Origin of the sequence: Paenibacillus allorhizoplanae (assembly GCF_927798215.1) — a bacterium.
In the GTDB taxonomy this organism is placed as follows: domain Bacteria; phylum Bacillota; class Bacilli; order Paenibacillales; family NBRC-103111; genus Paenibacillus_E; species Paenibacillus_E allorhizoplanae.
This window is the reverse complement of sequence record NZ_CAKMMW010000009.1, coordinates 17,002-43,042: the sequence shown is the minus strand read 5'-3', so window position 1 is coordinate 43,042 and position 26,041 is coordinate 17,002. Positions and strand designations below refer to the sequence as shown.

Sequence of the window (26,041 nt, the reverse complement as noted above, 5' to 3'; positions counted from 1 at the left end):
ATATGTAGGTAATCAAGCCGAATCGGGGAAAAATGAACCATTTGGTCGAATTTAGCTTCAGAAAATCCAGTTACTTCCTAATTCGAGTGGAATCGTACGAAATTAGCTACATGAAATCCAGTTATTTCACTACCTCGGAGTAGCTTTCAGCTAGTTAGATTTGATGTTTCGTCTAAAAGCCTCAACCCGGTACTGCTTCGGTGTGAGGCCGGTTTCCTTTTTGAACACGTGGAAGAAATGCGACATGTCCCCAAACCCAACGGCAGCTGAGACTTCCGAGATAGCTATATCGGTCTCCATTAACAATCGCTTCGCTTTATTCAGCCGATATTCAATCAAGAATTGTTTAATCGTCGTTCCAGTTGTCTCTTTAAACAACGTAAAAAGCTGTGATCTTGAGACCGGGAAACGTTGCACGAGATCTTCAATGTGTAATGGCTCCTGATAATGTGCAATCAAATAGGAAAGCACATCACCAACGAGATACTGGTCGCCGGTGGTTAGCGTTGTCGTGTTCTCATTTTGTAATCCAAAAGAAAAAAGGAAAAGGTCGGCGATGTGCTTCAACACAGCCAATTCATAGCTTCGATCACGTACTGTTAAACAATTCGTCAGCTCGGCGAAGATGGTCTGCACACGATCCAATTGCTGTGTACTCAAGAAATAGTGACTAGAATCCGGATGAAGCTCGGCAAGAAGCCGAGGAATGGATAAATCTGACAGTTTGCAAATGGTGTGCAGTTGATCTAAATAGGACTGATCAATAGAAAGGACATAACGAGGAAATTCTTTACAATGTCCGTGGAATGGCCGATGAATGACATTCGGATGAATGATCGTAAGGCTGCCTGCATGAAGCGGATACAAGCGATCACCAACGATATAAGTGCCCGTACCTTGTAAAACCAGATAGATCTCGTATCCGTTATGCGAATGCAGTAACTGCTGCTCCTGCCCCAGCGGAATTGTCCGATATTCACAGTGCACGGGATAAGCAGCCAGAAAATGATTCGTATAATCATCGATAGCGAAGTTAATCGGTTCATTTCCCATCCTCATTTAAACCAGCCCTTCTTCTGGAACCAGGCGAACATGCCTATACCAATGCCAAGCATGATAGCGAGTATGGCGAAATATCCCCAATGCCATTCAAGTTCAGGCATGTAAGCAAAATTCATCCCATACAGCCCAGCGATAAACGTCAGTGGCATGAAAATCGTCGTAATGACCGTCAATGTCTTCATAATCGTGTTCATCCGATTCGAGTTGAGCGAGATATAACTATCCCGAATATCCGCTGTAATCTCACGGTTCGAGTCCACCATCTCAGAGAGTTTGAGCAGATGATCGTGAATATCCGTGAAAAATACGAGGTGCTCACGCACCTGTTCAATGCGATCCGAACTAATGATTCGATACAGCAGGTCACGCATCGGGACGATGGTACGGCGTAATTTCAACAGCTGAGAACGAATTTCAAAAACTTGGTTCATCAAAGCATCAATGGCTTCGGCATTCATTTTATTTTCCATATCATCGAGCAGGTCCTCAATTTGATAGACACTAGGGAAGTATTGATCGACGAGATTATCTAGAACTAAATACGCAGCATGGATTTGCCCCTGATTTCGCAGACTTTCTTGCTGGGACACTCGGGCCCAAGCATCTTCTATTTCTCGGGATTCATGCAAATGGAAAGTGACAATATAGTTGCTGCCGAGATACATATCCACTTCTTCCGCATCCAGCGTCTTAGGATCAATGGCGTGCATGACGAAGAAATGAACGTCTTGATAGTGATCTACTTTCGGTCGTTGCATGAAATGAAAGCAGTCCTCGATAGTGAGGGGATGGAAGTGGAAATGATTCTTCAGATTTAAGGCTTCTTTTTCATCTGGATTATAGAAATCAACCCAGTACCACCGAATCGTGGGGGCTGATAATTCCTCAAGAGGGAGATCGTGGATCACAGCATAATCGGTTGTGACAGCAAGCGTTCGTATCATATAGGACTCCTAGCATATCATTTTATCATAGGCATTTGCTTCATTTTACCATACAATGGAGAAAGATTAGAATGGAAAGAGGGATTGGGATGAAGCTCTCCGTTTGTATGGATGCGCTCTATAAAGGGCGTGATTTTAGGGAAAGTGTGAATGAACTGAAGGAGATCGGTTACGATACAATTGAGTTCTGGTCTTGGTGGCAAAAGGATATTGACGTTGTCGCGGATGCTGTGGCTGAAGCGGGAATTTCGATTTCAACATTCTGCACGAAGTTCTCGAGTTTGGTTGATCCAACACAGCGTAGTGTCTATCTCGAAGGACTCGTTGAATCGATCGCCGTCGCGAAGCGCTTGAATTGCACCAAGCTCATTTCGCAAGTAGGACAAGCACTCGAAGGCGTGCCGCGAGAAGCTCAGACGCAATCTCTGATTGAGGGGCTGCGGGCGTGTGTACCTATTTTGGAAAAAGAGGGCGTAACGCTGCTGATTGAACCGCTGAATACGCGTGTTAATCATCAAGGGTATTTCTTGGCTTCATCGGAAGAAGCTTTCCATATCATCAACCAAGTAGGCAGCCCTTACGTGAAGGTCTTGTTCGATATCTACCATCAACAAATCACGGAAGGAAATGTGATTGCTAACATTCGAGCGAATATCGGATTGATCGGCCATTTCCATGCGGCAGGTAACCCTGGTAGACATGAACTCGACAATGGTGAGCTCAATTACGAACAGATTTTCAAAGCCATTGATGAGACAGGTTTTGAGGGGCATATGGGGCTGGAATATTTCCCTTTGGAGGCACCGCAGGTTGGGCTTCGAAAGCTGCTGAAGTGAGAAAAATAGGGAGCGCGGCTGTCAGGTGTGAAAACGCGAAACATTTGTAACACAATTGGAACATTCCTGTTACAGTCCTCTAACATAGAAAGGGTATTATAATAAACAAGACCCCCTTTTTTAATATAAACTTTGGACCTGGCCCCGTTGGCTAGGTCCCTTTTTTTGTTTTCTAATGAGTTCAAATCGGCAAGAAATTGTTATTACATAAAAAAGGAAGTTTTGGTCACTCTACAAGTAAACGAATATGTTGAAGGGGATTTATCCCAATGAGGGAACACAACTTGATCAACAAGCTTTTTAAAAAAATGTCAACAAAGCCGACGACACAGAATCTAGTTCAGCCACAGCCACAGCAGCCTGCCAATGAAATGCAACAACAAAAACTTTATCCGGATTTACAAAAAAATGAAGAACTGCTCCGCTCCATTTATGACAATTGTTCAGACGTTATTTATCGTACGATGTTAATTGCAGGAAGAAAAAAAGCAGTTTTAATATATATAGAAGGGTTATCTGATGAAGCTGGAATAGAAGACTACGTGATTGTGCCACTGTTACGGGAAGATTTAGAGCAAAACATGGATATAAGTCAGTTTATCGAGCAAAACATTTCTGTTTCTCAGGTGAATACAGTCAATACGTTTACGAAGTGTGTCGAGTATCTTTCAAATGGAAATCCGATTCTGCTCTGTGACAATGAAGCAAGCGCTCTTGCATTGGGTTTGTGCAAATGGGAGAAGCGCAGCATTGAAGAACCTGTCGCCGAAGTGGGGATTAGAGGACCACGGGAGGGTTTTACTGAAACGTTGAGAGTCACAACATCGCAAATACGTAGAATCATCAAGAGTCCTCAACTCAAAATGGAAGCGATGAAAATCGGCGACTACACCCAAACGAACGTTGTAATTGCATATATTACAGGTCTCGTGGATGCAACGTTAGTGGAAGAAGTCAGGAATCGACTGAAGCGCATTCAGATAGACGGGATACTGGAGAGTGGATATATTGAGGAACTGATTGAGGATGCTCCTTATTCCCCTTTTCCTCAGTTGCTAAGTACGGAACGCCCAGATGTGACCTGCGGCAGTCTGCTGGAAGGAAGGGTAGCGATTCTTATTGAGGGAACTCCGTTTGTATTAATCGCCCCCACTACCCTATTTTCCCTATTTCAGTCGGCGGAAGATTATTATCAGCGTTATGTCATCTCCACCTTAATTCGCTGGCTTCGTTATTGTTTTATGTTGGTTTCTCTCATGCTTCCATCGATCTATGTCGCTCTTCTTACTTTTCATCAAGAGATGGTTCCGAGCTCTTTACTGATCAGCATGGCGAGTGCACGTGAAGCAGTGCCTTTTCCAGCATTAATCGAAGCGATGTTGATGGAAGTTACCTTTGAAGCGCTCCGTGAAGCGGGAGTGAGATTGCCCAAACAAGTAGGCGCTGCCGTCAGCATTGTCGGAGCACTCGTCATTGGCCAAGCGGCAGTACAAGCCGGTCTTGTCTCTGCCCCGATGGTCATTGTAGTTGCTATTACTGGCATTGCGTCTTTTATGGTTCCGCGCTATGTCTCCGGAATTGCGATTCGAATGCTGCGTTTTCCATTAATAATACTTGCCGGGACGTTGGGACTTCTCGGTATTATGTTGGGGCTCATCGCTATCGTTCTTCATATGTGCAGCTTGCGTTCTTTCGGCGTTCCTTACCTGTCTTCTCTAGCTACTCCAAATCCGAGTGAATGGAAAGACATTTTGATCAGGGCTCCTTGGTGGAAGATGGATACGCGTCCGCGCCTTACAGGGTATTACAACAAGTTTAGGCAGGGGACTGGGCAACAACCAGGTCCTGAACAGGGAAATGATACGTAATGGAAGGAGTGGTGAAACTTAGATGCTGGAGAAAGGGAAAATATCTGCTTTCCAGTTGGGTATTATGATGTATCCGACTGTGTTAGCGACAGGTTTTCTTGCTTTGCCGATGATTACTTCCGAAAAAGCACATAATGATCTGTGGATGACGCCAGTCATCGCATCCTTGAGCGGCTTCATCGCTATTTATGTTGCAATGAAGTTACACGAGCTATACCCCAAGGAAACTGTGAACCAGTACAGTAAACACATAATTGGGAACATACCTGGTTATGTCCTGAGTTTGGTATATGTACTTGTTAATGCGTATTCGACGGGGTTGATTGCAAGACAATATGCAGAATTTGTCAAGTCTTGTTTCCTGTTCAAAACACCGATCCTGATAATCATCTTCTCTATCCTATTGCTTGCGGCTTTCGCTGTTCGCGGCGGTGTGGAAATACTAGCAAGAAGTGCTGTGATTTTTACACCTATCTTTATTTTACCACTTTCCATTCTTCTGCTGCTTATCCCCGAAATGGATATGAGAAATGTGCTCCCCGTAATGGAACATGGGATTATCCCAGTAATTAAGGGGGCGATAGTACCACAGGCATGGTTTAGCGAATTATTCCTGATATCTTATTTTCTTCCTTTATTAACTGATTTAAAAAAATCTAGGAAATGGAGTGTCATATCACTTTGTGTCATAGTTGTAACTATGATATTTGTCGACTTGATTTCATTATTTTTACTTGGTTCGGACACAGAAAATAAAATTTATCCTATTCTGATCGCAATCCGTTATATCAGCGTCGCTAACTTCTTTGAAAATTTGGAATCTCTGCTATTGGCGATGTGGGTCGTCGGAAATTTCATTAAAATCAGCGTATTTTACTATATAGCGGTTCTTTCTATCGCACAAAGTTTGAAGTTGTCAGAATACCGTCCATTTGTCTTTCCCATGGGGCTGTTTATTCTCGTATTTAGTTTTTGGGATATAGCGAGTTTTTCTTATTTGGGGTTCATTCTTAAGGTTATTTCTCCACTTTTTTTATCTCTTTTCTATATGCTCATCCCGCTTCTTCTGCTTACTTTAGCCGTTCTGCGCAAAAGGAAAACGACAAGTGAAGGAACGTAGACAAGATGAAAATATGTAGGAAGGTATCCCTATTAATCCTGTCTTTATGCTTGCTTAGTGGTTGCTGGGACCGTACGGAACTCAATGATTTGGCGCTAATTTCAGCCTTAGCCTTGGACAAATCAGAGGACAACCAAATTCAAGTGACCGCTCAAATCCTCGTTCCACAAAGCCAAAGTAGTGCCGGAATGATGGGAGTAGGTGGTGGTGGTGGCGGCGGAGCAACGAAACACACCATTATACGATCTGCAAAAGGACTCAATATCGCAGATGCTTTATCCAAGCTTCAGCGGGTAGTTCCCAGAAAACTATTTTGGGGACAATGTAAAATATTTATTTTCAGCGATACATTGGCGAGGGCAGGCATTCATGAACATTTTGACTTTATGGTTAGACATCCCAATCCCAGAGAGCATGCTTACCTGCTTGTCAGCGATGGAAAAGCAGCGGATGCGCTTGAATTGTTTCCGCCAATTGAACGCACTTCGGCGGAAGTTGTACGCAAGTTAGCCGAGTTGCAGATTGGTATCAAAGTAACCATGGAGCAACTGAGCATGATGTTAAAGGGGGATTCCCAATCAGCTTCTATTCCATTGGTTAAAATTCTTCCACTAAGCAAATCTTCAGCACCATTTCAAACCATTCCATACATAATGGGAACCGCTGTTTTCAAAAAAGACAAGATGGTTGGGGAAATCTCGGAAAAGGTAACACGTGGCGTGATGTGGATCATTAATGAAATCAAGGATTACACAATTACCTTCAAGATTGACGAAGAGGATGGCTTAGTGTCCTTAAATCCGGTTATTGCGAGTGTAAAATTGTTACCCAAAATTGAGGGCGATACATGGTCAATGACTGTTAAGGTACGTACGGAAGGTACGATCGTTCAGAACAGTTCTCGGGTGAATCCAATGGATCCAGATGTTGTAAACGCGCTGGACAAGGCGTTTGAAAATATCGTGAAAGAACGAATCCAGTTAGCACTTCATGAGGTTCAGGGCCGATTGCAGGTAGACATTTTCAACTTTGCAAAGGAATTTCACAGGAAGTACCCCAACGAATGGGGAAAAGCGAAAGACAATTGGGATGAGATATTCCCCAAGGTTGAAGTGAAGACTGATGTTAAAGCTCATATTCACAGACCAGGGCTCGTCAACGCACCGGGGGGCATGCCCAAAGATGGGGTGAAGGAAAATTAGTAGGAGTTTTTTCATTTGTGTCACGTTAGCTGTGTTGCTGATTACTTGGTTGGAATGGCCGAAACTAAAACAAAAGCCAAAAAAAGAAAAGGCGGCATTTTTTTCAGTGCTCCTCATCGTATGGCTGTTGTCCATGTTGGATCTGCCTAATACACCAGGTCCTAATAAGTTTATGATGATCGTCTTCAAGCCATTTATTGGACTTCTAGAGTAGTAAGATTCTTTGAAGTTTGTCAGTTTTGACTTGGCGCTGTTTGCTAGGTTCCTTTTTTTTGTTTTGGAGCAAAAAGACTGATGATATACATTTAATGACTCGAAGATAATCGGTGCCATCCGAGAAGGACGTAAGTATGCGCCCTGGCTTAGGATGTTTGAAAATGAGGGCAAGAAAAAGAGAAGTCGGAGGCCATTTTAGCCATTGACTGTGTGCTGGACATGGGCGTAGTTCAGGAATGAGCAATAATTTCCCTATATGCAGGATAATCTAACTACGTATCTAGGTAAAGTACTGAAGGAGGAAACATGGTGAGTGAAACAACGTTATACGATAAGCTTGGCGGGGAAGGGGCGATCACGGCAGTGGTGGACTACTTCTATGAGCTGGTTTTGGCGGATGAGACCGTCAAACACTTTTTTAACAACACGGATATGGAGAAGCAACGGAAGCATCAGGCAAAATTTTTTAGTTTTGCGTTAGGGGGACCGAATCAGTATACGGGGGCATCTATGGCCAAGGCGCATGCAGGGATGAATTTGCAGGAAGAGCATTTCAAAGCGATAGCGACTCATCTTCATGATGCGCTTGCTCATTTCGGCGTGGGGGCAGACGAGATCAATCAAGTGTTGGCGAAGGTGTCGACGTTGAAGGACGATATTTTACATAAATGAATGTTGTTAAAAAGGAGGGTTCCCCAATGGCTATTTATGTGGCGGGGGATTCTTTTTTTGCGAGTTAATGTGTTCCCCGAAAATAAGTGTGTATTTGCATCTTTGACCGTATACGTACACGAGGTCATTATATTTACAAAAAAAAGGGACCCAGCCACACAGGCTGAGTCCCTTTCTCTTTACTGCCTTACCGTTCCGAGCGATAAATCTCCTTCACTAAGCGATAGGCCAATTTCGGCTTGCGATACTCGCTCAGCAATCCTTTATTATTGAAGCTCCGCGCGCGATCGCGGAAGTTAGGTCGGTCGCTTCGCACATCGACGCGAATGTCGGCGAAGTGCCAAATGAGCGTCCCGACGATACGAGGGTCGTCGCGGAAGATTTTCAAGGCGCGCGTAACGACATCCGCTTGGTAGTCTTCACTGAATAGGCGTGGCTCCCAGCCAGCATCGCCAAAAATCCCCGCCGCGCCGAACTCGCTCATGATGACAGGCTTGCCAGCAGCGCCTTGTTTCTCCGCATTGATGAAGTAGTCCTGCAGCATAGTACTAAATCCATCCACACTGCCTTCATACCAGCCGTAATATTTGTTAATCCCGATGACATCAAAGTAGGATAATACGATATCTTCCACAGGTTGCATAGTAGCATAAGTGACGAGCCTGCTTGCGTCCATGCTGCGGATTTTGCCCACAAAAGCTTTCGTAAGCTCTAGCGCTTCCTGAGTACGTGTATCGATTTCGTTGTGTGCTCCCCAGAAAATAATGGAAGGATGATGGTAGTCGCGGCTGATCATTTCACCGAGCATATTAACGCCGCGCTCTATGAAGATCGGGCTTGCCAAAGTTTTCTTGCTCATGTAACAACCCCACATTGGGATTTCACTCCAGAGAAGCATCCCGTGCTCATCAAGCAGATCAATCCAGAACTGGCTTTGCGGATAATGGGAGCCACGAACGATATTACAGCCCAATTCGGTCAAAATGTCCAAATCTTTCAGCATCAGCTTCGGTGGGAAAGCAAATCCCCATTCAGGGTGCTCTTCATGGCGATTCACGCCTTGGAGGTACAGCTTTTTACCATTTAACAGAATGTTGCTGCCCTGAACTTCAACCGTACGGAAGCCAGTCCGATCAATAAGATCATCGTCACCAGCTTGGACAGTAAAGGTATAGAGCGCGGGTTGACCGACATCCCAACGCTTAATATTCGCCAAACTTCCGCTTAGGGAGAGGTTAGTGGTTTGACCTGCTGCAATCGTGACAGGGCCAGCGGAGAGGGAAAGTCCTTCCGTACTAGCACTTACCTCAAGCTGACAGTCTTCTTGGCTTAATGAACTGACTTGAATTTGCAGCTGAACATCAGCTGTATCGTCCTTCAATTGATAATCAATTTTCATGGACTCAATGTAGACATCCGGCAGCTCCTGAAGCTCAACAGAACGAATGATGCCTCCATAGGAGTGCCAGTCGGCGATATCCGTCGGCAAAGTTTGCCAATCAACGGTATTATCAACGCGAATCACGAGTTCATGCTTGCCTGCTGTTAGGTGAGGGAGAATCATCGAGAACTGTGTAAACCCGCCAAAATGGTAGCCAATATGCTGGCCATCCACGTACACATCGGCATGGTGAAGAATGCCTTCAAACACCAGTCGAATATTCGCATCTTGCAGCGTATCAAAATAGGTGCGATACCAAGCGGCACCAATGTAATCGTAAGTACCTAATTCGTTATTCCAACAAGAAGGGACGACGGACTTTTTTGATCCGGCAGCGAAGGTTGACGCCCACCCCTCAGAAACACCTTTATTGTCAGGATCCGTGATGAAATCCCATAATCCATCCAAAATTCGAGTAGGTCGTAAGTTATGCTGCTGAAAAGTACGTATCACGAGCATTAAGCCCCTTTCATGTATGTTTCGTAAAGCGTATCATAGAAGAAGAGTCAATTTGAATGGATAAACCTTATCTCTATTTGTCAAAATCGCTACAGGGTTGGTGAACAAAACCAGTGAATAACCACCGTATTTATCATCATCGGCTTTCGTATGAGAAGCCACCCGATCCTGGCTGGAAAGATATTCGAAATACGACAGACGTGCACTCACTGTATTGGATTCGGAGTGGCGAAGGGGAATTTCACCATGAGATGAATGAAGTTCCGCTGCATGTACAAGCTGGGAGTTTGTTTTATTTGAAGCCCGGATTTAAACTGAACATGACTTCGTCTACGGACAATCCGTTATGTATTAGGATGCTCCTTTTCGATGCTTTTGATATCCCATATGAGCATCTCAATTGGCTGAAGCCAGTTCCTGTGGAGGAACTGCGGATCCCCTTTTATAAACCGCACACATTAGAGCAGTCAGATTGGCTAGAAGCACAGTTTACTCGCTTATGGTCAATGAGAGGAACGGACCCGCACGAACGCCAAGCGGAATTCCAATATGTTTTATCACGATTAATCCAATTTATGAAGGATACGGATACGTCTAGTGATCCCTACATGAAAGCTTTTCAGCAAGCGAAGCTGTGGCTGGAGACCTGCTATCATCAGCCGATTCGGCTGGAAGAGCTGGCGAAAACCTACCATATATCCGTGTCGCAATTACGCAAAATGTTTATGAAGCATGTGGGCATCTCGCCCAAAGCGTATTTAAATCAGATTCGGAATGAGCAGGCGAAGACGATGCTTTTACTAACCGATGAGCCTATGAAGGCGATCGCCGATGCTTGTGGATTTGCAGATGAGTTTCATTTTGGTAAAATGTTTCGAGTATGGAACGAGATTTCACCGGTTCGTTTTCGTACAATGAACAAATAGAGAGGGGCTAACCGAATTATGGGTGCCGAAATTGAAAGAAAGTATTTATTGACCGCATTTCCTGCGGCTGAACTAGCGAATAATGAGTTGACGCAAGTGTCCAAACAATATATTTATCAGACGTATTTGGCTTTCTCGGACGATCAAGAAATTCGCGTACGCCAGCTAGTGGACAGTTCAGGAGAATCCCACTTTACGCATACGTTCAAGTCGGGACATGGGATGGTTCGAGAAGAAGTTGAATACAGCATCACGGAACCTATTTATAAACAGCTGCTAGAGCGCACAGGATTAATTCCATTAGAGAAGATTCGTACGACCCTCGAAGCGGATGGGGTTACTTATGAAATCGATGAGTATAAACAAATCGACCTGCTAGTCGTTGAAGTGGAATTTCCTGATTTGCAGACTGCGGAGCAGTTTGTACCGCCGAGCTGGTTCGGCAGAGAACTTGGTTCGGAGGAAGAGTTCCGTAATAAGTCGATGTGGGTGGCTTTGCAGAAACGCTAATTCCCCTCCCAGATTCATTAGCGAAGTATGAGTAAAAAACATGCTTATCTAAAAGTCTAGATAGAAGTTTTACAACAATTACTAGGTATCATCTAAGTATTGTAAGAACTTCTAAAGGGATTGCGAGGGGTTATTCATGAATTTAATCCACTATTATCGTCAACAGTTTGTCGAGTTAACAGCCCAGTTTGAAAAAGTGTGGGAGGAAGATTCGCAATATAAATTTGGTTTTCTTTGGCGCTCACAAGTAAGTAATTCGTATAAGGAAATGTTCCAGATGACACAAACGAGACAGGAACCGCTTTATTTGATGTATGCCATGGAGCTTCCAGAGTCTTATAAAAGAACGAACATTAGCGAGGTTATCAAAAATGTAGTTTCTGCTTACGAATTGTCCATGTATGTGTTCTCAAGTAAAATTATGTTGACATCATGTGTTTCCATTGAAAATTTACAGCAAACGTCATTAGGCTTTATTCATCAAGCTCGTGCCGAGATGATTGATTTAGTCTTCTCTGCGATTAAACAAGTCGATTATGAAACCGTATAGACCTTACATAATTCGACATCTATAATAGATGTAGATGGACGAGATTGCAATCCGATGGGGTGAGTACGATGTTGAGAGACTTATTAAACAATTTCTCGCTTGTTGCCGTATTTGTTTTTATATCGATTCAAATTTTTTACTCCCCCAAATTACAAAAAGCAGCAAAATGGAAATTTCAGATATGGGCAGGCATAACACACGGACTTTTCGGAGTTATGCTTGCTTATACTGGAGTCCATGTGACTGAACGGCATATTCTAGATTTGAAAGCGATTGCAATTCTGATGTCTACCTTCATTGGTGGAGGCATTTCTGGTTTTATTACGACGGTTGTCATCATTATTGGCCGGACGATGATCGACCCAGCGGTTTTATTTCGCGTATCGCTGCTAGGTTTCATTATTTATGCGGGTGGATTACTTATTCATTCTTACATCCGTGACTATTGGAAGAAATGGTTGCTGCTCGTATTATGTCCTGTCAGCGTGTTATTCGTTGATATGGTTCTTATTTATAAGCTTCCTGCTATGGAGCTTGTCATTCCGAATTTACTTTTGCATTTAGGGGCGGGCATGTTCGTTGCAGGACTTATTCGTTATTTCTTGCGCTCCGAGGAGCTGAAAAGGCAAGTACGGCAGATACAGCAGGAGCTTTCTGATATTCTTCGTTTTCAACCAGGTCTTACATTTAAGCTCAAAAAAATACAGAATTCGTTGGTATATACAATCATTGATGGTCAATTATTGCATCAGCTGGGGATTAAGCCAGGTGACTTTTTCTACAAGAATGTGTATGCGATTCCATCGTATTCGGAAGACATTGCGCAATTCCTGCAATCCAAATATGAAGAAGCCTATAGAGGGAATCAAGTCGCCTATGAAATGGATGTGCGTGGAAAAATCATTTTCACGACGTTACAGCCTGTTTTCGATGGCACAGAGGTGGTTGAAGTCATAGGTTCGGCGACGGATGTTACGGAGAAGAGCCTGGCAGAACGTCGGATTCAGGAAAGTGAAGAGCGGAATCGAATTCTCGTAGAGAACTCGCAGGAGGGCATTCTGGGTTTCACAACGGAAGGCGAAATTACGTCAGTGAATCAAGCGGCATGTCATCTATCACAAACCAGAGCTGAGGACATGTTGGGTCTTCCTATGACTGCTTTTTTACCCGTATCCGAGCAGGAGCTTTGGGAGCAGCACTTTCAAGAAGTGCTAACGAGTGGTGATAATGTGAGATTCGAAATCGCGATTCCTTCGTTGGATGGGCCAAGAAGAGACTATCGGGTAACACTTTCAGCCTATCATCATGCCTCTGGTGAAGTGAAAGGAATTGTGGGTACGATTCACGATTTTACTGAAGCGTCTATGCGCCATGCAGCTGATCAAGCCAATCAAGCGAAGAGTCATTTTATTGCCAAAATGAGTCATGAAATTCGAACGCCATTGAATGGGATTATCGGGTTATCTCAACTGTTAGGGAAGACACCGCTCTCCGAGCACCAGAAGGATTATTTGACCAATATTACCTCTTCTTCGCATACGTTGTTAGGTATTATTAATGATGTGTTGGATTTTTCCAAAGTTGAAGCAGGTAAATTAGAGGTGGAGCGAACGAGCTTTAATCTGGACGAGCTGTTGAAGGAGCTTTCCAGTATTTGCAGTGTACTATCGAAGAGCCAACCCATAGAGCTTATTTTCAGCACGCCTGCTGAGCTGCCTAGACGACTTCTCGGAGATCCACTTCGGTTGAAGCAAGTTTTACTGAACCTTTGCAGCAATGCCATTAAATTTACACGTGCAGGTTATGTGATGCTTCACATTGAGCTGGTGCCACAGACATCCAGTGAGGAAATGATTCTGCGATTTAGTGTCGAAGACTCGGGGATTGGTATCTCGGCTGATCGGCTTTCTTACATTTTTGAGCCTTTCTCTCAGGCGGATGGATCAACGAGCCGTGAGTATGGAGGAACTGGTCTGGGACTACCGATCAGCCAACATTTGGTCACGCTAATGGGCGGTGTGCTCCAAGCAGAAAGTATAATGGGAAGCGGGAGCCGTTTCACATTTGCGTTACCTTTTCAAATCATTGAGCAAGACGATCCTGATGAGTGGGATATTGGAGAGGGAAATGAGCCATATAGCGTGTTGGTTGTTGAGGATCATCCCCTTATGCGAAACAGCTTACAGGATACCTTAGAATCATTTGCACTCATCGTAACGACGGTCCCTTCTTGGGATTCGTTGTTCAAACGGTTAGGCGGGAAAGATGACGGGGCATATGACTTCCATTGTCTCATCCTGGATATGGAAAGCGATGATATGTATGGCCTAGAAACATGGGATACTCTCCTCTCTTTGATTCGTAGAGATCGAACGCGCTTAATTTGTCTGACATCCTCTATGGGGAAGGAAGAGCTGCTTACACTCCCTGAGGAGATAAGGCCAGATGCCGTGTTGGTTAAACCGATTAGTCGACTAGAGCTATATCAGACGTTGGAATATTTGTTCCATTCTAAGCATGAATCGCGGGTGACTGAGCAAGGATCGATGCCCAAAGCTTCTGCTACAGTGGAGGAATGGGGACACATTCTACTCGTTGAGGACAATGAAATTAATCAACAAGTAGCCATGGAGCTGCTCGAGGAGCGGGGCTACAGCGTCACGTTAGCGACAAATGGTCGAGAAGCGCTCGACAAGCTGGAAAAAGGCGAATATGCCTTGGTCCTCATGGATATCCATATGCCAGTTATGGATGGCGTAGAGGCGACCAAACTTCTGCGTTTGAACCCAAAATTTCGCGAAATACCGGTCATCGGGCTTACAGCTAACGTGGTTAAACAAGACCAAGAAGCGTACGTCCGAGTGGGCATGAACGATGTGATAAGCAAACCGCTGGATGTGAAGTTGCTGTTTCGAGTCATTCACAAATGGATGGACCCCGAAAAGAAGAAGGAGCGAGAGCGAAACTTCAAGGAACCTCAACCTGTTAGCGGAGAAGAGATCCCGTATTACCAAGGTATCGCCGCGATAGACTGGGAGGGAGCTTTGGCCCGAGTGGAGGGTAAAGAAAGTATTCTTCTCGTCATGCTGCAGCTGTTCAAGAAAAATTACAGTGACTTCGCAGATCTGCTAAGGATTAATCACCGTGAAGGGGATTGGGTCGCTGCCAAACGAGCTGCGCATACGCTAATCGGTGTAGCTGGCAGCCTATCGGCGGAAGCGCTGCATGCGGGGGCAGTGAAGCTCCAAGCAACGATTCTCCAGAATGAGAATTATGAGGATCAAATTGGCGAGATCGCAGCAGAAATTGAACGTATTATCGTTTGTATTCCGGATGAAGCGTAAGCGGAGTTGAACGATTCCTGAAATAGTACCTTAAGTAGACACTCATCATAAACCTCTTGTAAGCAAGGGGGAGGGATGAGGATAGACTTAAGGTTTTTTGGTGTTGAGCAATACGGGGGAGTGAGGAATGGTTGCTGTGGTGAGGCAGAACGGGCTACGGTTAGGAGGAGCGTAGTATCAACTGAACAGAGGAGCCAGCATATTTGATCAGTGCGAACGCACATGAGTAGCAGCCAGTCACGCTAACGGCCACTGCGGCTGTTATTTAGCTAATCATAGCCCCCTTCCTAGGTAACGGCCACTGCGGCTGTTATTAGCTAAACACAGCCCCTTTCCTAAGCTAACGGACCCTACGGCTGTTATTTAGCTAAACACAGATCCCTTCCTAAGCTAACGGCCACTACGGCCGCTATTTCGCCCAAAACCCCTCATTCTAGCCCGATTCTCAATCCATAGCGTACGCTATGTCCGTTAGCGATTCAGGAGCATCGAATTGTGCCAAATAGCATCTCCTGTGTCCGATAGCCGCCCGCCCGCTCGCATGCCGCCGTCCCCACCGCCAACAATCACAACTTCAACCGAACAGGGGAGCGAGGACATCTGTTCAGCGCGAGCGCACATGAGCAGCAACCAGTCACGCTAACGGCCACCACAGCAGTTAAGTAACCAAACACAGCCCCTTTCCTAAGCTAACGGCCACTACGGCTGTTATTTCGCCCAAAACCCCCGATTCTAGCCCGATTCCCAATCCATAGCGTACGCTATGTCCGTTAGCGATTCTGGAGCATCGAATTGTGCCGAATAGCATCTCCTGTGTCCGTTAGCCGTCCGTCCGCATGCCGCCGTCCCCGCCCCCAACAATCACACTTCAACTGAACAGATGAGCGAGCACATCTGTTCAGCGCGAGTGCACATGAGTAGCAGCCAGTCACGCTAACGGCCACCACGGCCGTTATTTAACCAAACACAGCCCCTTTCCTACGATAGCGGCCACCACGGCCGTTATTTAACCAAACACAGCCCCTTTCCTACGATAGCGGCCACCACGGCCGTTATTTAACCAAACACAGCCCCTTTCCTAAGCTAACGGCCACTACGGCCGCTATTTCGCTCAAAACCCCCGATTCTAGCCCGATTCTCAATCCATAGCGAACGCTATGTTCGTTAGCGATTCAGGCGCATCGAATTGTGCCAAATAGCATCTCCTGTGTCCGATAGCCGCCCGCCCGCTCGCATGCCGCCGTCCCCACCGCCAACATTCACAACTTCAACTGAACAGGGGAGCGAGGACATCTGTTCAGCACGAGTGCACATGAGCAGCAGCCAGTCACGCTAACGGCCACCACAGCCGGTAAGTAACCAAACACAGCCCCTTTCCTAAGATAACGGCCACTACGGCCGCTATTTCGATCAAAACCCCCGATTCTAGCCCGATTCCCAATCCATAGCGTACGCTATGTCCGTTAGCGATTCAGGCGCATCGAATTGTGCCAAATAGCGTCTCCTGTGTCCGTTAGCCGCCCCGCTCGAGTACCGTCGCGCCCGCGTCCGCGTCCCGCCGCCCAACAATCAAAGCCTCAACTGATAAGTACGATATCGCTGCCGTCCTCCTACGACAATTAAGATTTGCTTCTCAACGAGTTGATGCAAAATCCTCCTTGTATGGCGATCAGAGAGCCGAAGATGTTCAGCAATTTCCATCGGTGTAATCGGCCGAAGCAAACGACGAGCAAAACGCACTACTTCTGACTCTGCCCAATCCAAGCCAGCTGACACATCAGCTGAAAGGAACTTTCCGACGAATGACAGGATAAGCTGTTGGCATTGCTTCGGATCTTCTTTGATGGACAAATAAGCAATTGGCATAAAAGTCCACCCATCAAGGGTTAGCAAGCTATGCCGCATACATAAATCCTTAAATCTTCTAACATCAAGATCTCTTGCATGCGATCCAAATCCCTGTATTTCGATCCCGCCTTTTGCGCCTCCAGGCATATAGGCAAGATCCAGATACCGGTAGCCATTATTGAAATCGCGTACCTCCCACTCGGGAAATAAGTGATTGAAATTACCGATGGCAGGAAACCAAATGCAACGTAAAAACTCAAGGGTTCCGTGGCCTAGCCCTTTCTCTAACAATTCGAGCCTTCGATAATTTACAGTCCCAGTACTAGTTCCAGCGTGCTCGATCATCGCCTGTATCCATTCGTTATATTTTTGCTCAAATGACATCCATCTCAGCCTCCTTCAATTTGTTTTAGACAAACAAAAACCGTTCCACCGCATAGCTCAAATTGAGCGTTATGCAATGAAACGGCGTGTGCTTCACTCCGTCTACCTTATTAGAATGAGTATAAAAGAAAAAGGCTCAAATTACTACAATAACTACACTAACTAAATCTAAACGCCTGAATAAGCCATGAATCCGCCATCCACAGGGATCGTCGTACCCGTAACGAAGCGGGACATATCGGAATCAGCCAGCCACAGCAACGTGCCTAGTAAATCCTCCGGCTTGCCGAAGCGGCGCATCGGGGTATGAGCAATTATTTTATGAGAGCGGTCCGTCAGACTGCCATCCTCTTTCATTAACAATTTGGCATTCTGCTCTGTCAAAAAGAACCCAGGTGCAATGGCATTCACACGAATGCCGCTTTCTGCCAAATGAACAGCTAGCCATTTTGTAAAGTTATCGATAGCCGCTTTGGCTGCGCTGTATGCAGGAACTTTCGTCATGGGCGAAGGTGCGCTCATGGATGAGATATTGATCACGGTTGCACCCGTTTTGCCATGCATATGCTTAGTGAACACTTGCGTAGGAATTAAGGTGCCCACGAAATTAAGATCCAGCACGTTGCGGAATCCAGAGATGCTTAGATCATAAAAGGATTGCACATCCGGATTCGCCACATCTTCCATTTTGAAAATCTCATTCGTCGTATTCGCGCTGGCATGGTTACCGCCCGCACCATTGATGAGAATATCACAGGTACCCAGCAATTCAGTCACGGATGCCGCAGCTTGCTCTACGCTTTCAGTTACGGTAACATCGCAAGCAACAGCAATCGCCACGCCACCAGCAGCCTCAATTTCACGAACTACGGCTAACCCTTTCTCATGCGTACGATTCAGAATGGCAATGCGTGCACCTTGTCTAGCTAATTCTAATGCCATCACGCGGCATAATACGCCAGCGCCTCCAGTAATCACAACGACCTTCCCTTGCAGGGAAGGGAAATTAGTTAATCCGCTCATATGCAGTGACAGCTCCTTCTTGTAAAGTAGCGCTTTGACGACACAGCATGTCCCAAAGTCCCCATAAATACATGATCCCTAATGCACGATCGTAAAGCCCGTATCCAGGTCTGCAACGTTCATCCCAAATATGTCGACCATGATCCGGACGGCAAAACCCTCCGTAATTGTTCGCATGCAACGCCTGCACAATGCCTGACATATCCACCGTGCCATCCTGTGTGCGATGAGAGGTCTCAACGAAATCACCATTCTCATATACACGAACATTCCGCAGATGGGCAAAAGGAATCCGATCCGCGAATTCATGCACAATTGAGACAATATCATTGCTCGGGTTCGCACCGAGTGAACCGCTGCACATCGTAAGCCCATTATACGGGCTGTCGTGTAAGGCTAAGAAACGGCGAATATTCGCTTGGCTCGTCATTAATCTTGGCAATCCAAAGACGGACCAAGGCGGATCATCCGGGTGAATCGCCATTCGAATACCGTGCTCAGCGGCCACGGGAATAACTTCATCCAAGAAATACTTGAGGTTTGCCCAGAGGTGCTCCTCGGTGACATCCTTATAGGCGTCGAATAGCTCCGTTAAATGAGCAAGCCGTTCGGGTTCCCAGCCTGGCATACTGAAATCGGGGTTGGCGTTAATCCGTCCCACATGCTCAGCAAGGTCGAGGTTGGCAATTTTACTTTTTTCATAAAATAGTGCCGTCGAGCCGTCTTCCAGCTCCTTATGTAAATCTGTCCGTACCCAATCGAACACAGGCATGAAATTGTAGCAAATGACTTTAACACCAACTTGCGCTAAAGTTGCGATCGTTTTCTTATAATTAGCGATGTACGTATCGCGACTTGGCAGTCCTAATTTAATATCCTCATGAATATTGACGCTCTCCACGACCTGCATATGCAGCCCAGCACGATCAGCCTCGGCTTTGATTTTCTGAATCTTAGCCATCGGCCATTCTTCACCGGCAGGTAGATCATGCAGGGCCCAGACGATACCTTCAACACCGGGAATTTGTTTAATTTGCTTAAGAGTGACCGTATCGTTGCCCTCTCCAAACCAGCGGAATACCATTTTCATAGATGCACACTCGCCTCCCATATAGTCAACTTATTTGAAATACGTAGGGAACTTCTCTTTCAATAATGCCTGATCGGAGATGCCAACTTGAAGATGCGCGCGTATTAATCGCTCTGCCTTATCGGGTTGTTGCTCTTTGATGGCCTCCACAATCTGTCCATGCTGCGCATAGAGCTCATCCCAATGATGATCAGTCGCTAAGCGAAGCATACGGGTGCGATTCAAATGCACATTAATTTGCCCAATGACTGCCCAGGTGTTTATTTTCTGACAACCTTCGAAAATCGTCCGATGAAACTCCTCATCAAGCTCAAACATTTTCTTGAAGTCTTGTTCATCCATACACACTTTCTGTGAGGCTAAATTCATTTGAAGCAAGCGCAGGGACTCTTCCGGAAATGAGTGACAGGCCAAGCGAATGACGGCGCTTTCCAGATGTTCGCGAATGAAGCGAGCTTCATCCACCAGCTCCAGATCAATGCGAGAGACAACCGTACCGCGTTGCGGATAAATATCCAGCAAGCCTTCTTGTGCTAATTGCACGAAGCTTTCTCGAACAGGCGTTCGACTCACGTTGAAGCTTACCGACATTTCTTTCTCCGAAATGGTAGCACCTGGAAGCAGGCTTAAACTCAGAATTTGAGCCTTTAGCGTGTGGTAAACAGCATCTCGGGTCGAACTAATCAGAGGTTTTTTGAAGTAATCCATGTGGATCTCCTTTGCAAAATGAAGCCTAAACCCATACTACCATACTTGTATGGTAGTATGGTAGTAGGAAATGAGCAGTATACTTTCTTTGATTCGGAACGCCTATGAATTTGAACAAACAATAAAAACACCGCATGCAGCCCGTGCTTTCCTCACTAGGAATAACACGAATCACATGCGGTGTAAGTCAACTTTAACGAGAGACAGCTAGGCTTTGAACCGTTCTCCAAGCTTCCAATTGCTTCTCCAACTGCTCCACTAACGTCGAGACGTCTTGGGAGAACTGTTCTCTTTGTTGCTCATTCATACCATCTTGCTCCTGCTGCAACTCGCTAGAAGTAGGTGGATCGGGAATCGTTTGAAGTAATTGCTGTAGTCTAGCTTGTAAAAGCGATCCGGCAGCAGCAGTTACAATTGTATCAGTAGCTTGCGGTACAGGAAGCTTAGCTTCAACGGATAGCTCCACTTTGTTAACTTCTTTTCCCTGCGCAGATACTTCAACTTCTTGAACATCAACTTTAATCTTCTCAGCTTTAGCAGGTGCCTTGGCTGCGATTGGCTTCGCCCGTTCAGCTCGATTGTTCTGGAAGGTAGACCAGGTCTCGATTAATTCAGGCCCTGATTTATAGAGCAGCTGCCCCTTGATTCGGTCAGAGATGTCTTTATCCTTAAACATCTTAGCAATTTTCTTCACATCACTGACTGGCATTTCATCACGTGCCATGATTAAAGCTAGTGGATCACGATGCTCCAATGGGAGATCCTTCAACGGCAGCAATTGATCCTCGGTAAGCTTGTCCTTGCGAATTTCCGTGCCGCCTACGATGAGCTTCTTTACAGAATTCCCAAACTTAAGCAGCTCACACTTGTTTTTGATATACGTTTCAGGTTTGCCAAGCTTGCCAGAAAGATATTTAATAGATGAGCTAAATTTCGCATCATGCATAAGCTTATGGAAGGCTTCGGCTTCCTCAATGGGAGAGAAGCCTTCTCGTGTTAGATTTTCAGCAATCTGCTCAAGATAGATTTCCATCTCATCCGTTACCGTGGACACGATACATGAAATGGTTGGAAGCCCGAGCATTTTGGTAGCTTTATATCTGCGATTTCCATAAATGATCTTATATCGGTTGTTGGCGGTTGTACGCACTTTGATCGGAGAGAGTAAGCCAATTTCCCCAATGCTTTTCATTAATTCTTGCAGTGCTTCTTCATCGAACTGGTAGCGGGGCTGGTCCGTGTCCTCATCAATGAGATGCATAGAAATGTTATGTATGTCCATCTTCATGTCTCCATTCGTCAGGGTCATCTAGTCTAATTATATATCAAGGACGGAAGTGTGGGAACGCCAATTCGCTAGAAAGGATTTGGAAGGGATTGGTAGAGGGGGAATAGACAAGCCCGCAGGCAAATAAATGTATTGCCAGTAAGGGAGAGGAGATGAAATAATAGAGAAAGATGTCGAATAATGTTCCTGCTTCAAGTCAAATTTGGGAGGAGAGACCTATGAACAGAATGCAGTATTTCTTCTTATCCCTCATTTTTGTCCTTCTGTTTACCTCAACTGAATCGGTTCTCACTACCTATAAAAAATCGCTTTTGAATGAACTGCAAAGTACGGAGGCTGCTCAATTATCTGCCAAAGCTGTTGCCTTACAGTCTGTCATTAATCGTAATTTCAATTTGATGGTAAGTCTAGAGGCCTTTGTCAGCGCCGGCTATTTGCAAGACAAAAGTGAACAAGAGGTTCATGCTTATATTGAAGCGTTATATGCGGGTTCACAAGCGTCTGCCTTCAATGTTGTCATTGCACCACATGGGGTTATGAAGTTTGTGTATCCCCCGAAAGGGAATGAAGATATTATCAATTGGGATCTCCTGCATGATCCTCGAGAGAATGTACAGACTCAAGTCTATCAAGCACTGCAAACGAAAAAAATGACGACCGACGGTCCTTTTATGTTGCTTCAAGGTGTGCAGGGTTTGGTAGCTCGAAAAGCTCTTTTTCAAGATGGCGTTTTCTGGGGCTTCGTTTCTGTTGCCATTAACATGGATAAGTTGCTTATTGAAGCGGGGATCAAAGATGGTGCTTCTGAAGAGCCGAGGATGGCCATTCGAAGTCCGGGCATGCCAGCATTTTACGGAGAAAATACAACGTTCTTTCAGTCCCCTTTGATCGCAGTGATCGATCTTCAGGATACGAAATGGGAACTAGCGGCTACCCCTCCCGCCAATGCGGTAAAAACGGTCAATAACCAAATGCTCGTCATCCGCTGCGCTATACTGCTCGTTTTATTTCTAGGTTTATTCTTCATTATCTATATCATTCGACAACGTGATCGGCTTAGTCAAGCTGTGAACGAGCGGACACAAGAGCTGCAGGTCGCCAATGAGGACTTGACAGCGGCGAATGAAGAGTTGATTGCAGGGCAGCAGGAACTACAGGAGTCTACGAAGCGGATGCAGGAATCGGAACAAATGTTGTCCTATATGGCCTACCACGATGTACTGACAGGCATACATAACCGTGCACATTTTCAGATGATGTTGAAAGAGCAAATTACTTACAATCAGGTGAGAGGGACCTCACTCGTCGTCCTTTTCTTTGATCTTGATAATTTTAAAATGATCAATGATTCACATGGGCATCATATGGGAGACTATATGCTGCAAAAGGTTGTTCAACGCGTCCAGCAATCTCATTTGGTTTTCCACACGTTTGCTAGATTTGGTGGGGATGAATTTGCGATTTTACTGGAGAATTGCTCTAGCGAGCAGGAAATTCAAGCTTTCTGCGAACAACTTATTGCTGTCTTAAAACCCCCTTGTATATTGGCGAATCGTTCCTTTTTTATAAATGCGAGTATTGGCATAGTACAGTATCCATATGGCGGTGAAACGTGGGAAGCGCTGCTGAAAAATGCGGATATTGCGATGTATATGGCTAAAAAAGAAAGTGGCAGCTCCTATAGCTTCTTCACTCAACACATGGAGATGTTGTCAATTTCTAAGCTGGAAATGGAAAATCATCTTCGTCAGTCGTTGGATCGAAAAGAGCTTGAGATTGTATATCAACCCCAGGTAGATTGCATGAAGGGGGCAATTACAGGTGTTGAAGCACTGTTACGTTGGAATCATACGACGAAAGGCTACATTTCACCATCCGATTTTATTCCAGTAGCGGAGGAAATAGGACTTATTGATGCAATTGGTGAGTGGGTGCTCCGCGGCGCTTGTAGACAAATGAACGCTTGGCATCGTCAGACGGATGAACCGCTGATGATCTCCGTTAATATTTCAGTCAAACAGCTGCATGATGAACGCTTTGTGGATAAGGTTATTACGATTCTGGAAGAGACCGGGCTTGAAGCGCGATACTTGGAGATGGAAATCACGGAAAATGTAGCGATGCAGGACAAGCAGATGGGTGTATTGAATAGACTTCGCCAATTGGGAATCTCTATTTCCGTGGATGATTTCGGTACGCATTATTCATCCTTAAGCTATTTGAAAAGGTTCCCAGTCACGAAGATTAAACTGGACCAGTCCTTTGTTCGCGGTGTTCAAACCGATGACAAGGATCGCGCTATGATCAAAGCTATCATTTCTGTAGCGAATGCTTTTCAGCTGCAAATGATTGCAGAGGGAGTAGAGACGGAAGAACAGGCGGACTTCTTGGTGGCGAATGGATGCCATCACATCCAAGGTTATTATTTTTATAAGCCGATGAAACCCGCACAGTTGCAAGCGATTTTGAATAAAGAGCTGCATGATAAATTGGCATTCTTAGGAGCAAAGTCTGTTCATAATTATGATATATAATAAATAAATAAATAAATACCAAAGAGGTGCCCCTTCACTAGGCACCTCTTTGGTATTTAAAAAGAAAAAGTTCGCTACAGCGCGACAATTTGCTTCTGTTTATTTTCGAAATAGACCCAATGATGGAAGCCAATTTCCTTCAAAGTTTTCTGAACTTCTTCCCAATCATCAGCAACGCGGCTAGGGACATGGGCGTCAGAACCAAAAGTAACTTCAACGCCATAATGCAGCGCACGCTCTAGAATCTCATGGGAGGGGTACCAGCCGCCAACATCTTTCGTTTTGCCTGACGTATTAATCTCAATCGCCACACTGGATTCTCCGATGATTTTCAAAGTCTCATCGACCTTTGGTGTCGCGATATCGGAAAAGGCAGGGTAGAAGCCTTTCATCGCATCGATATGTCCAAGAATTTGGAACATTCCCGATCGAGCGGAATCAGCAATCAGGCGATAATACTCTTCCTTGTGCTCAACGTGCTCAGCTTCGTTCAACTTCTTCCATCTGTTGCGATTGAAGATGCTCACACCTCCGGATAAATGAACGGAGCCAATGATGTAATCGAACGGATACTTTGCATATTCTTGCTTATAAATCTCCACGTGCTCTGGGAAATAATCAGACTCCACACCTAAGAGTACATTAATTTTGCCTGCATACGCTTGTTTGAGGTGTAGTACTTCCTCTATATAGCGGGGAAATTCGCTTTTTGCCATGGCGATGGCAGGTTGTGCACGATCTTCGGAGCTACCAAAGTATGGGGAGTGATCTGAGATGCCAATTACTTGAAGGCCAGCTGCAATGGCTGCCTCAATATAGTCACGTATGGTATCTTGCGCATGTCCGCATCGCTCATGATGCGTATGTAGATCGAATTTCACAGCAAGCCCTCCTAAAAAGTAAGCTATTCTGAACCAATAAATTGCGTTTCCGGCATTCCTTTGAGATCGCGAAGAAATTGTTGCATGGCAGAATTCAAGTATCTTCCTGACTTATATACTACGCCTACCGGATGGGTAATATCCAGTTCGTTCACTTTTACCATCTTCAATGAGCCATGTCGGAGTTCATCAGCAACAGACATTTTGGATATGATTGCAACACCTAGATTTAACTCGACCATGCGCTTCACTTCCTCACTGCTAGACAACTCCATGACAATATGAGGCGAGACATCATAGGATTTGAAGATTTGATCGACGAAACGTCGACCTGCAGTTTCTGGCGAAAGCATGATAAACGGAATATTTCTAAGCTTTTCGATAGATAAATGTGTGAAACGACTAAGCGGATGGTGCGTGGAGACGATGAGTTCAAAATTATCATAGTAAAGCACGGAAGTCTCCAAAGCGGGATTCTTCTCAAACAAATACGTGATCCCAATATCGATATGACCGTTTTCCACGGATGTCATGATCTGAGAAGAGGTCATGGAATGAATGGTCGTTTTAATCAGTGGGAATTGATCCTGGAAATAGGAAAGGACCCTGGGCAAGATCTGCATGGCAATGGAAGTCGTTGTGCCAATATGGATATGACCTTGAGGGGTTTGACTCAGATCGGAAAGACGCTGTTTCAGGTCACTGGTGATCCGTAATATTTTTTCCGCATGCTCCAAGAAAAGCTTTCCACTATCTGTTAAAGTAACAGGCTGATTACGATCAATGAGAATCGTACCGAATTCATCCTCAAGACTTTTTATTTGCGCGGAAACGGCAGGTTGGGTCAAGTTTAGAATTTCACCAGCTTTACGAAAGCTCATCGTCTTAGAAATCGTGAGCAGGGTTTCTAACTGGTTCATATTCATCAGATTACCTCCTGCAAGTTAGATGTAAGATCAAAGGTACAAATAAAATTTATCGGAATTGTAAAGGACATAAAAACCTTTTCTGACTTTATTATATGATAGGAAGTGCTAACTAGGCAACAAGGCGGGATATTAGCGGGTCTCAGAGCGCAAGCTAGAGATGTATGAAAGCAAAGTGTGGATAACTGAAATTTATTCTTTTCAAATTA

At 45.1% G+C, this 26,041-nt stretch carries 21 protein-coding genes; 10 read left to right on the top strand and 11 right to left on the bottom strand.

Annotated features, from left to right (window positions below):
• Window positions 1-150: 150 nt before the first annotated feature.
• Window positions 151-1,059, bottom strand: a complete 909-nt coding sequence (locus tag L6I86_RS16295; protein WP_236288748.1) for an AraC family transcriptional regulator — start codon at window positions 1,057-1,059, stop codon at window positions 151-153.
• A complete protein-coding gene (gene corA, locus L6I86_RS16290; RefSeq protein WP_236288746.1) occupies window positions 1,056-2,006 on the bottom strand; it encodes a magnesium/cobalt transporter CorA in 951 nt (316 codons plus the stop codon). The genes L6I86_RS16295 and corA overlap by 4 nt, the downstream gene beginning before the upstream one ends.
• Window positions 2,007-2,077: 71 nt before the next feature.
• Here corA and L6I86_RS16285 point away from each other — a divergent pair, with 71 nt between their 5' ends.
• The 5 genes from L6I86_RS16285 to L6I86_RS16265 all read left to right on the top strand — a co-directional run bounded on the left by L6I86_RS16285 (window position 2,078) and on the right by L6I86_RS16265 (window position 7,920).
• Entirely contained in the window at window positions 2,078-2,842 is a 765-nt protein-coding gene (locus L6I86_RS16285) for a hydroxypyruvate isomerase family protein (RefSeq protein ID WP_236288744.1), read from the top strand.
• A gap of 269 nt (window positions 2,843-3,111) precedes the next feature.
• Window positions 3,112-4,710, top strand: coding sequence for a spore germination protein (locus L6I86_RS16280; protein ID WP_420851900.1), 1,599 nt, complete (start codon window positions 3,112-3,114; stop codon window positions 4,708-4,710).
• A 22-nt stretch (window positions 4,711-4,732) separates the two neighbouring features.
• Window positions 4,733-5,830, top strand: coding sequence for a GerAB/ArcD/ProY family transporter (locus L6I86_RS16275; RefSeq protein WP_276574867.1), 1,098 nt, complete (start codon window positions 4,733-4,735; stop codon window positions 5,828-5,830).
• A 5-nt stretch (window positions 5,831-5,835) separates the two neighbouring features.
• Entirely contained in the window at window positions 5,836-7,032 is a 1,197-nt protein-coding gene (locus L6I86_RS16270; protein WP_236288742.1) for a Ger(x)C family spore germination protein, read from the top strand.
• Window positions 7,033-7,557: 525 nt separating this feature from the next.
• Window positions 7,558-7,920, top strand: coding sequence for a group I truncated hemoglobin (locus tag L6I86_RS16265; RefSeq protein ID WP_420851899.1), 363 nt, complete (start codon window positions 7,558-7,560; stop codon window positions 7,918-7,920).
• A gap of 187 nt (window positions 7,921-8,107) precedes the next feature.
• Here L6I86_RS16265 and L6I86_RS16260 read toward each other — a convergent pair whose 3' ends face one another.
• A complete protein-coding gene (locus L6I86_RS16260; protein ID WP_236288738.1) occupies window positions 8,108-9,814 on the bottom strand; it encodes a glycoside hydrolase family 2 protein in 1,707 nt (568 codons plus the stop codon).
• A 119-nt stretch (window positions 9,815-9,933) separates the two neighbouring features.
• Here L6I86_RS16260 and L6I86_RS16255 point away from each other — a divergent pair, with 119 nt between their 5' ends.
• From L6I86_RS16255 to L6I86_RS16240, 4 genes are all read left to right on the top strand, one after another.
• Window positions 9,934-10,746 carry a helix-turn-helix transcriptional regulator gene (locus tag L6I86_RS16255; protein WP_056613670.1) on the top strand — a complete coding sequence of 271 codons (813 nt, stop codon included), beginning with the start codon at window positions 9,934-9,936 and terminating at the stop codon, window positions 10,744-10,746.
• 18 nt (window positions 10,747-10,764) lie between these two features.
• A complete protein-coding gene (locus tag L6I86_RS16250) occupies window positions 10,765-11,256 on the top strand; it encodes a CYTH domain-containing protein (RefSeq protein WP_236288736.1) in 492 nt (163 codons plus the stop codon).
• A 136-nt stretch (window positions 11,257-11,392) separates the two neighbouring features.
• A complete protein-coding gene (locus tag L6I86_RS16245; RefSeq protein ID WP_236288734.1) occupies window positions 11,393-11,806 on the top strand; it encodes a hypothetical protein in 414 nt (137 codons plus the stop codon).
• Between the two features lie 68 nt (window positions 11,807-11,874).
• Window positions 11,875-15,150, top strand: a complete 3,276-nt coding sequence (locus tag L6I86_RS16240) for a response regulator (RefSeq protein WP_236288732.1) — start codon at window positions 11,875-11,877, stop codon at window positions 15,148-15,150.
• Between the two features lie 471 nt (window positions 15,151-15,621).
• On the opposite strand, the gene L6I86_RS16235 is transcribed toward L6I86_RS16240, so the two are convergent.
• The 6 genes from L6I86_RS16235 to L6I86_RS16210 form a co-directional block, all read right to left on the bottom strand.
• Complete coding sequence (locus tag L6I86_RS16235; protein WP_236288730.1) at window positions 15,622-15,771, bottom strand: hypothetical protein; 150 nt, start codon at window positions 15,769-15,771, stop codon at window positions 15,622-15,624.
• A 948-nt stretch (window positions 15,772-16,719) separates the two neighbouring features.
• The gene (locus L6I86_RS16230; RefSeq protein WP_236288729.1) at window positions 16,720-17,382 is read right to left on the bottom strand and encodes a transcriptional regulator; all 663 of its coding nucleotides are present in this window, start codon (window positions 17,380-17,382) and stop codon (window positions 16,720-16,722) included.
• 168 nt (window positions 17,383-17,550) lie between these two features.
• Window positions 17,551-18,405 (bottom strand): SDR family oxidoreductase, encoded by an 855-nt coding sequence (locus L6I86_RS16225; RefSeq protein ID WP_236288727.1) that lies wholly within the window; start codon window positions 18,403-18,405, stop codon window positions 17,551-17,553.
• On the bottom strand, window positions 18,389-19,495 hold the full coding sequence (uxuA, locus tag L6I86_RS16220; RefSeq protein WP_236288725.1) for a mannonate dehydratase: 1,107 nt from the start codon (window positions 19,493-19,495) through the stop codon (window positions 18,389-18,391). The genes L6I86_RS16225 and uxuA overlap by 17 nt, the downstream gene beginning before the upstream one ends.
• Before the next feature lie 30 nt (window positions 19,496-19,525).
• Window positions 19,526-20,203, bottom strand: coding sequence for a GntR family transcriptional regulator (locus tag L6I86_RS16215; RefSeq protein WP_236288722.1), 678 nt, complete (start codon window positions 20,201-20,203; stop codon window positions 19,526-19,528).
• Window positions 20,204-20,396: 193 nt separating this feature from the next.
• A complete protein-coding gene (locus tag L6I86_RS16210; RefSeq protein WP_236288720.1) occupies window positions 20,397-21,485 on the bottom strand; it encodes a ParB/RepB/Spo0J family partition protein in 1,089 nt (362 codons plus the stop codon).
• A gap of 224 nt (window positions 21,486-21,709) precedes the next feature.
• Here L6I86_RS16210 and L6I86_RS16205 point away from each other — a divergent pair, with 224 nt between their 5' ends.
• Window positions 21,710-24,025, top strand: a complete 2,316-nt coding sequence (locus tag L6I86_RS16205) for a bifunctional diguanylate cyclase/phosphodiesterase (RefSeq protein WP_236288718.1) — start codon at window positions 21,710-21,712, stop codon at window positions 24,023-24,025.
• A gap of 74 nt (window positions 24,026-24,099) precedes the next feature.
• Here the strand turns inward: L6I86_RS16205 and L6I86_RS16200 are convergent, their stop codons facing one another.
• The gene (locus L6I86_RS16200; RefSeq protein WP_236288716.1) at window positions 24,100-24,906 is read right to left on the bottom strand and encodes a histidinol-phosphatase; all 807 of its coding nucleotides are present in this window, start codon (window positions 24,904-24,906) and stop codon (window positions 24,100-24,102) included.
• A 23-nt stretch (window positions 24,907-24,929) separates the two neighbouring features.
• Window positions 24,930-25,832 carry a LysR family transcriptional regulator gene (locus tag L6I86_RS16195; protein ID WP_056613689.1) on the bottom strand — a complete coding sequence of 301 codons (903 nt, stop codon included), beginning with the start codon at window positions 25,830-25,832 and terminating at the stop codon, window positions 24,930-24,932.
• Between the last annotated feature and the right edge of the window lie 209 nt (window positions 25,833-26,041).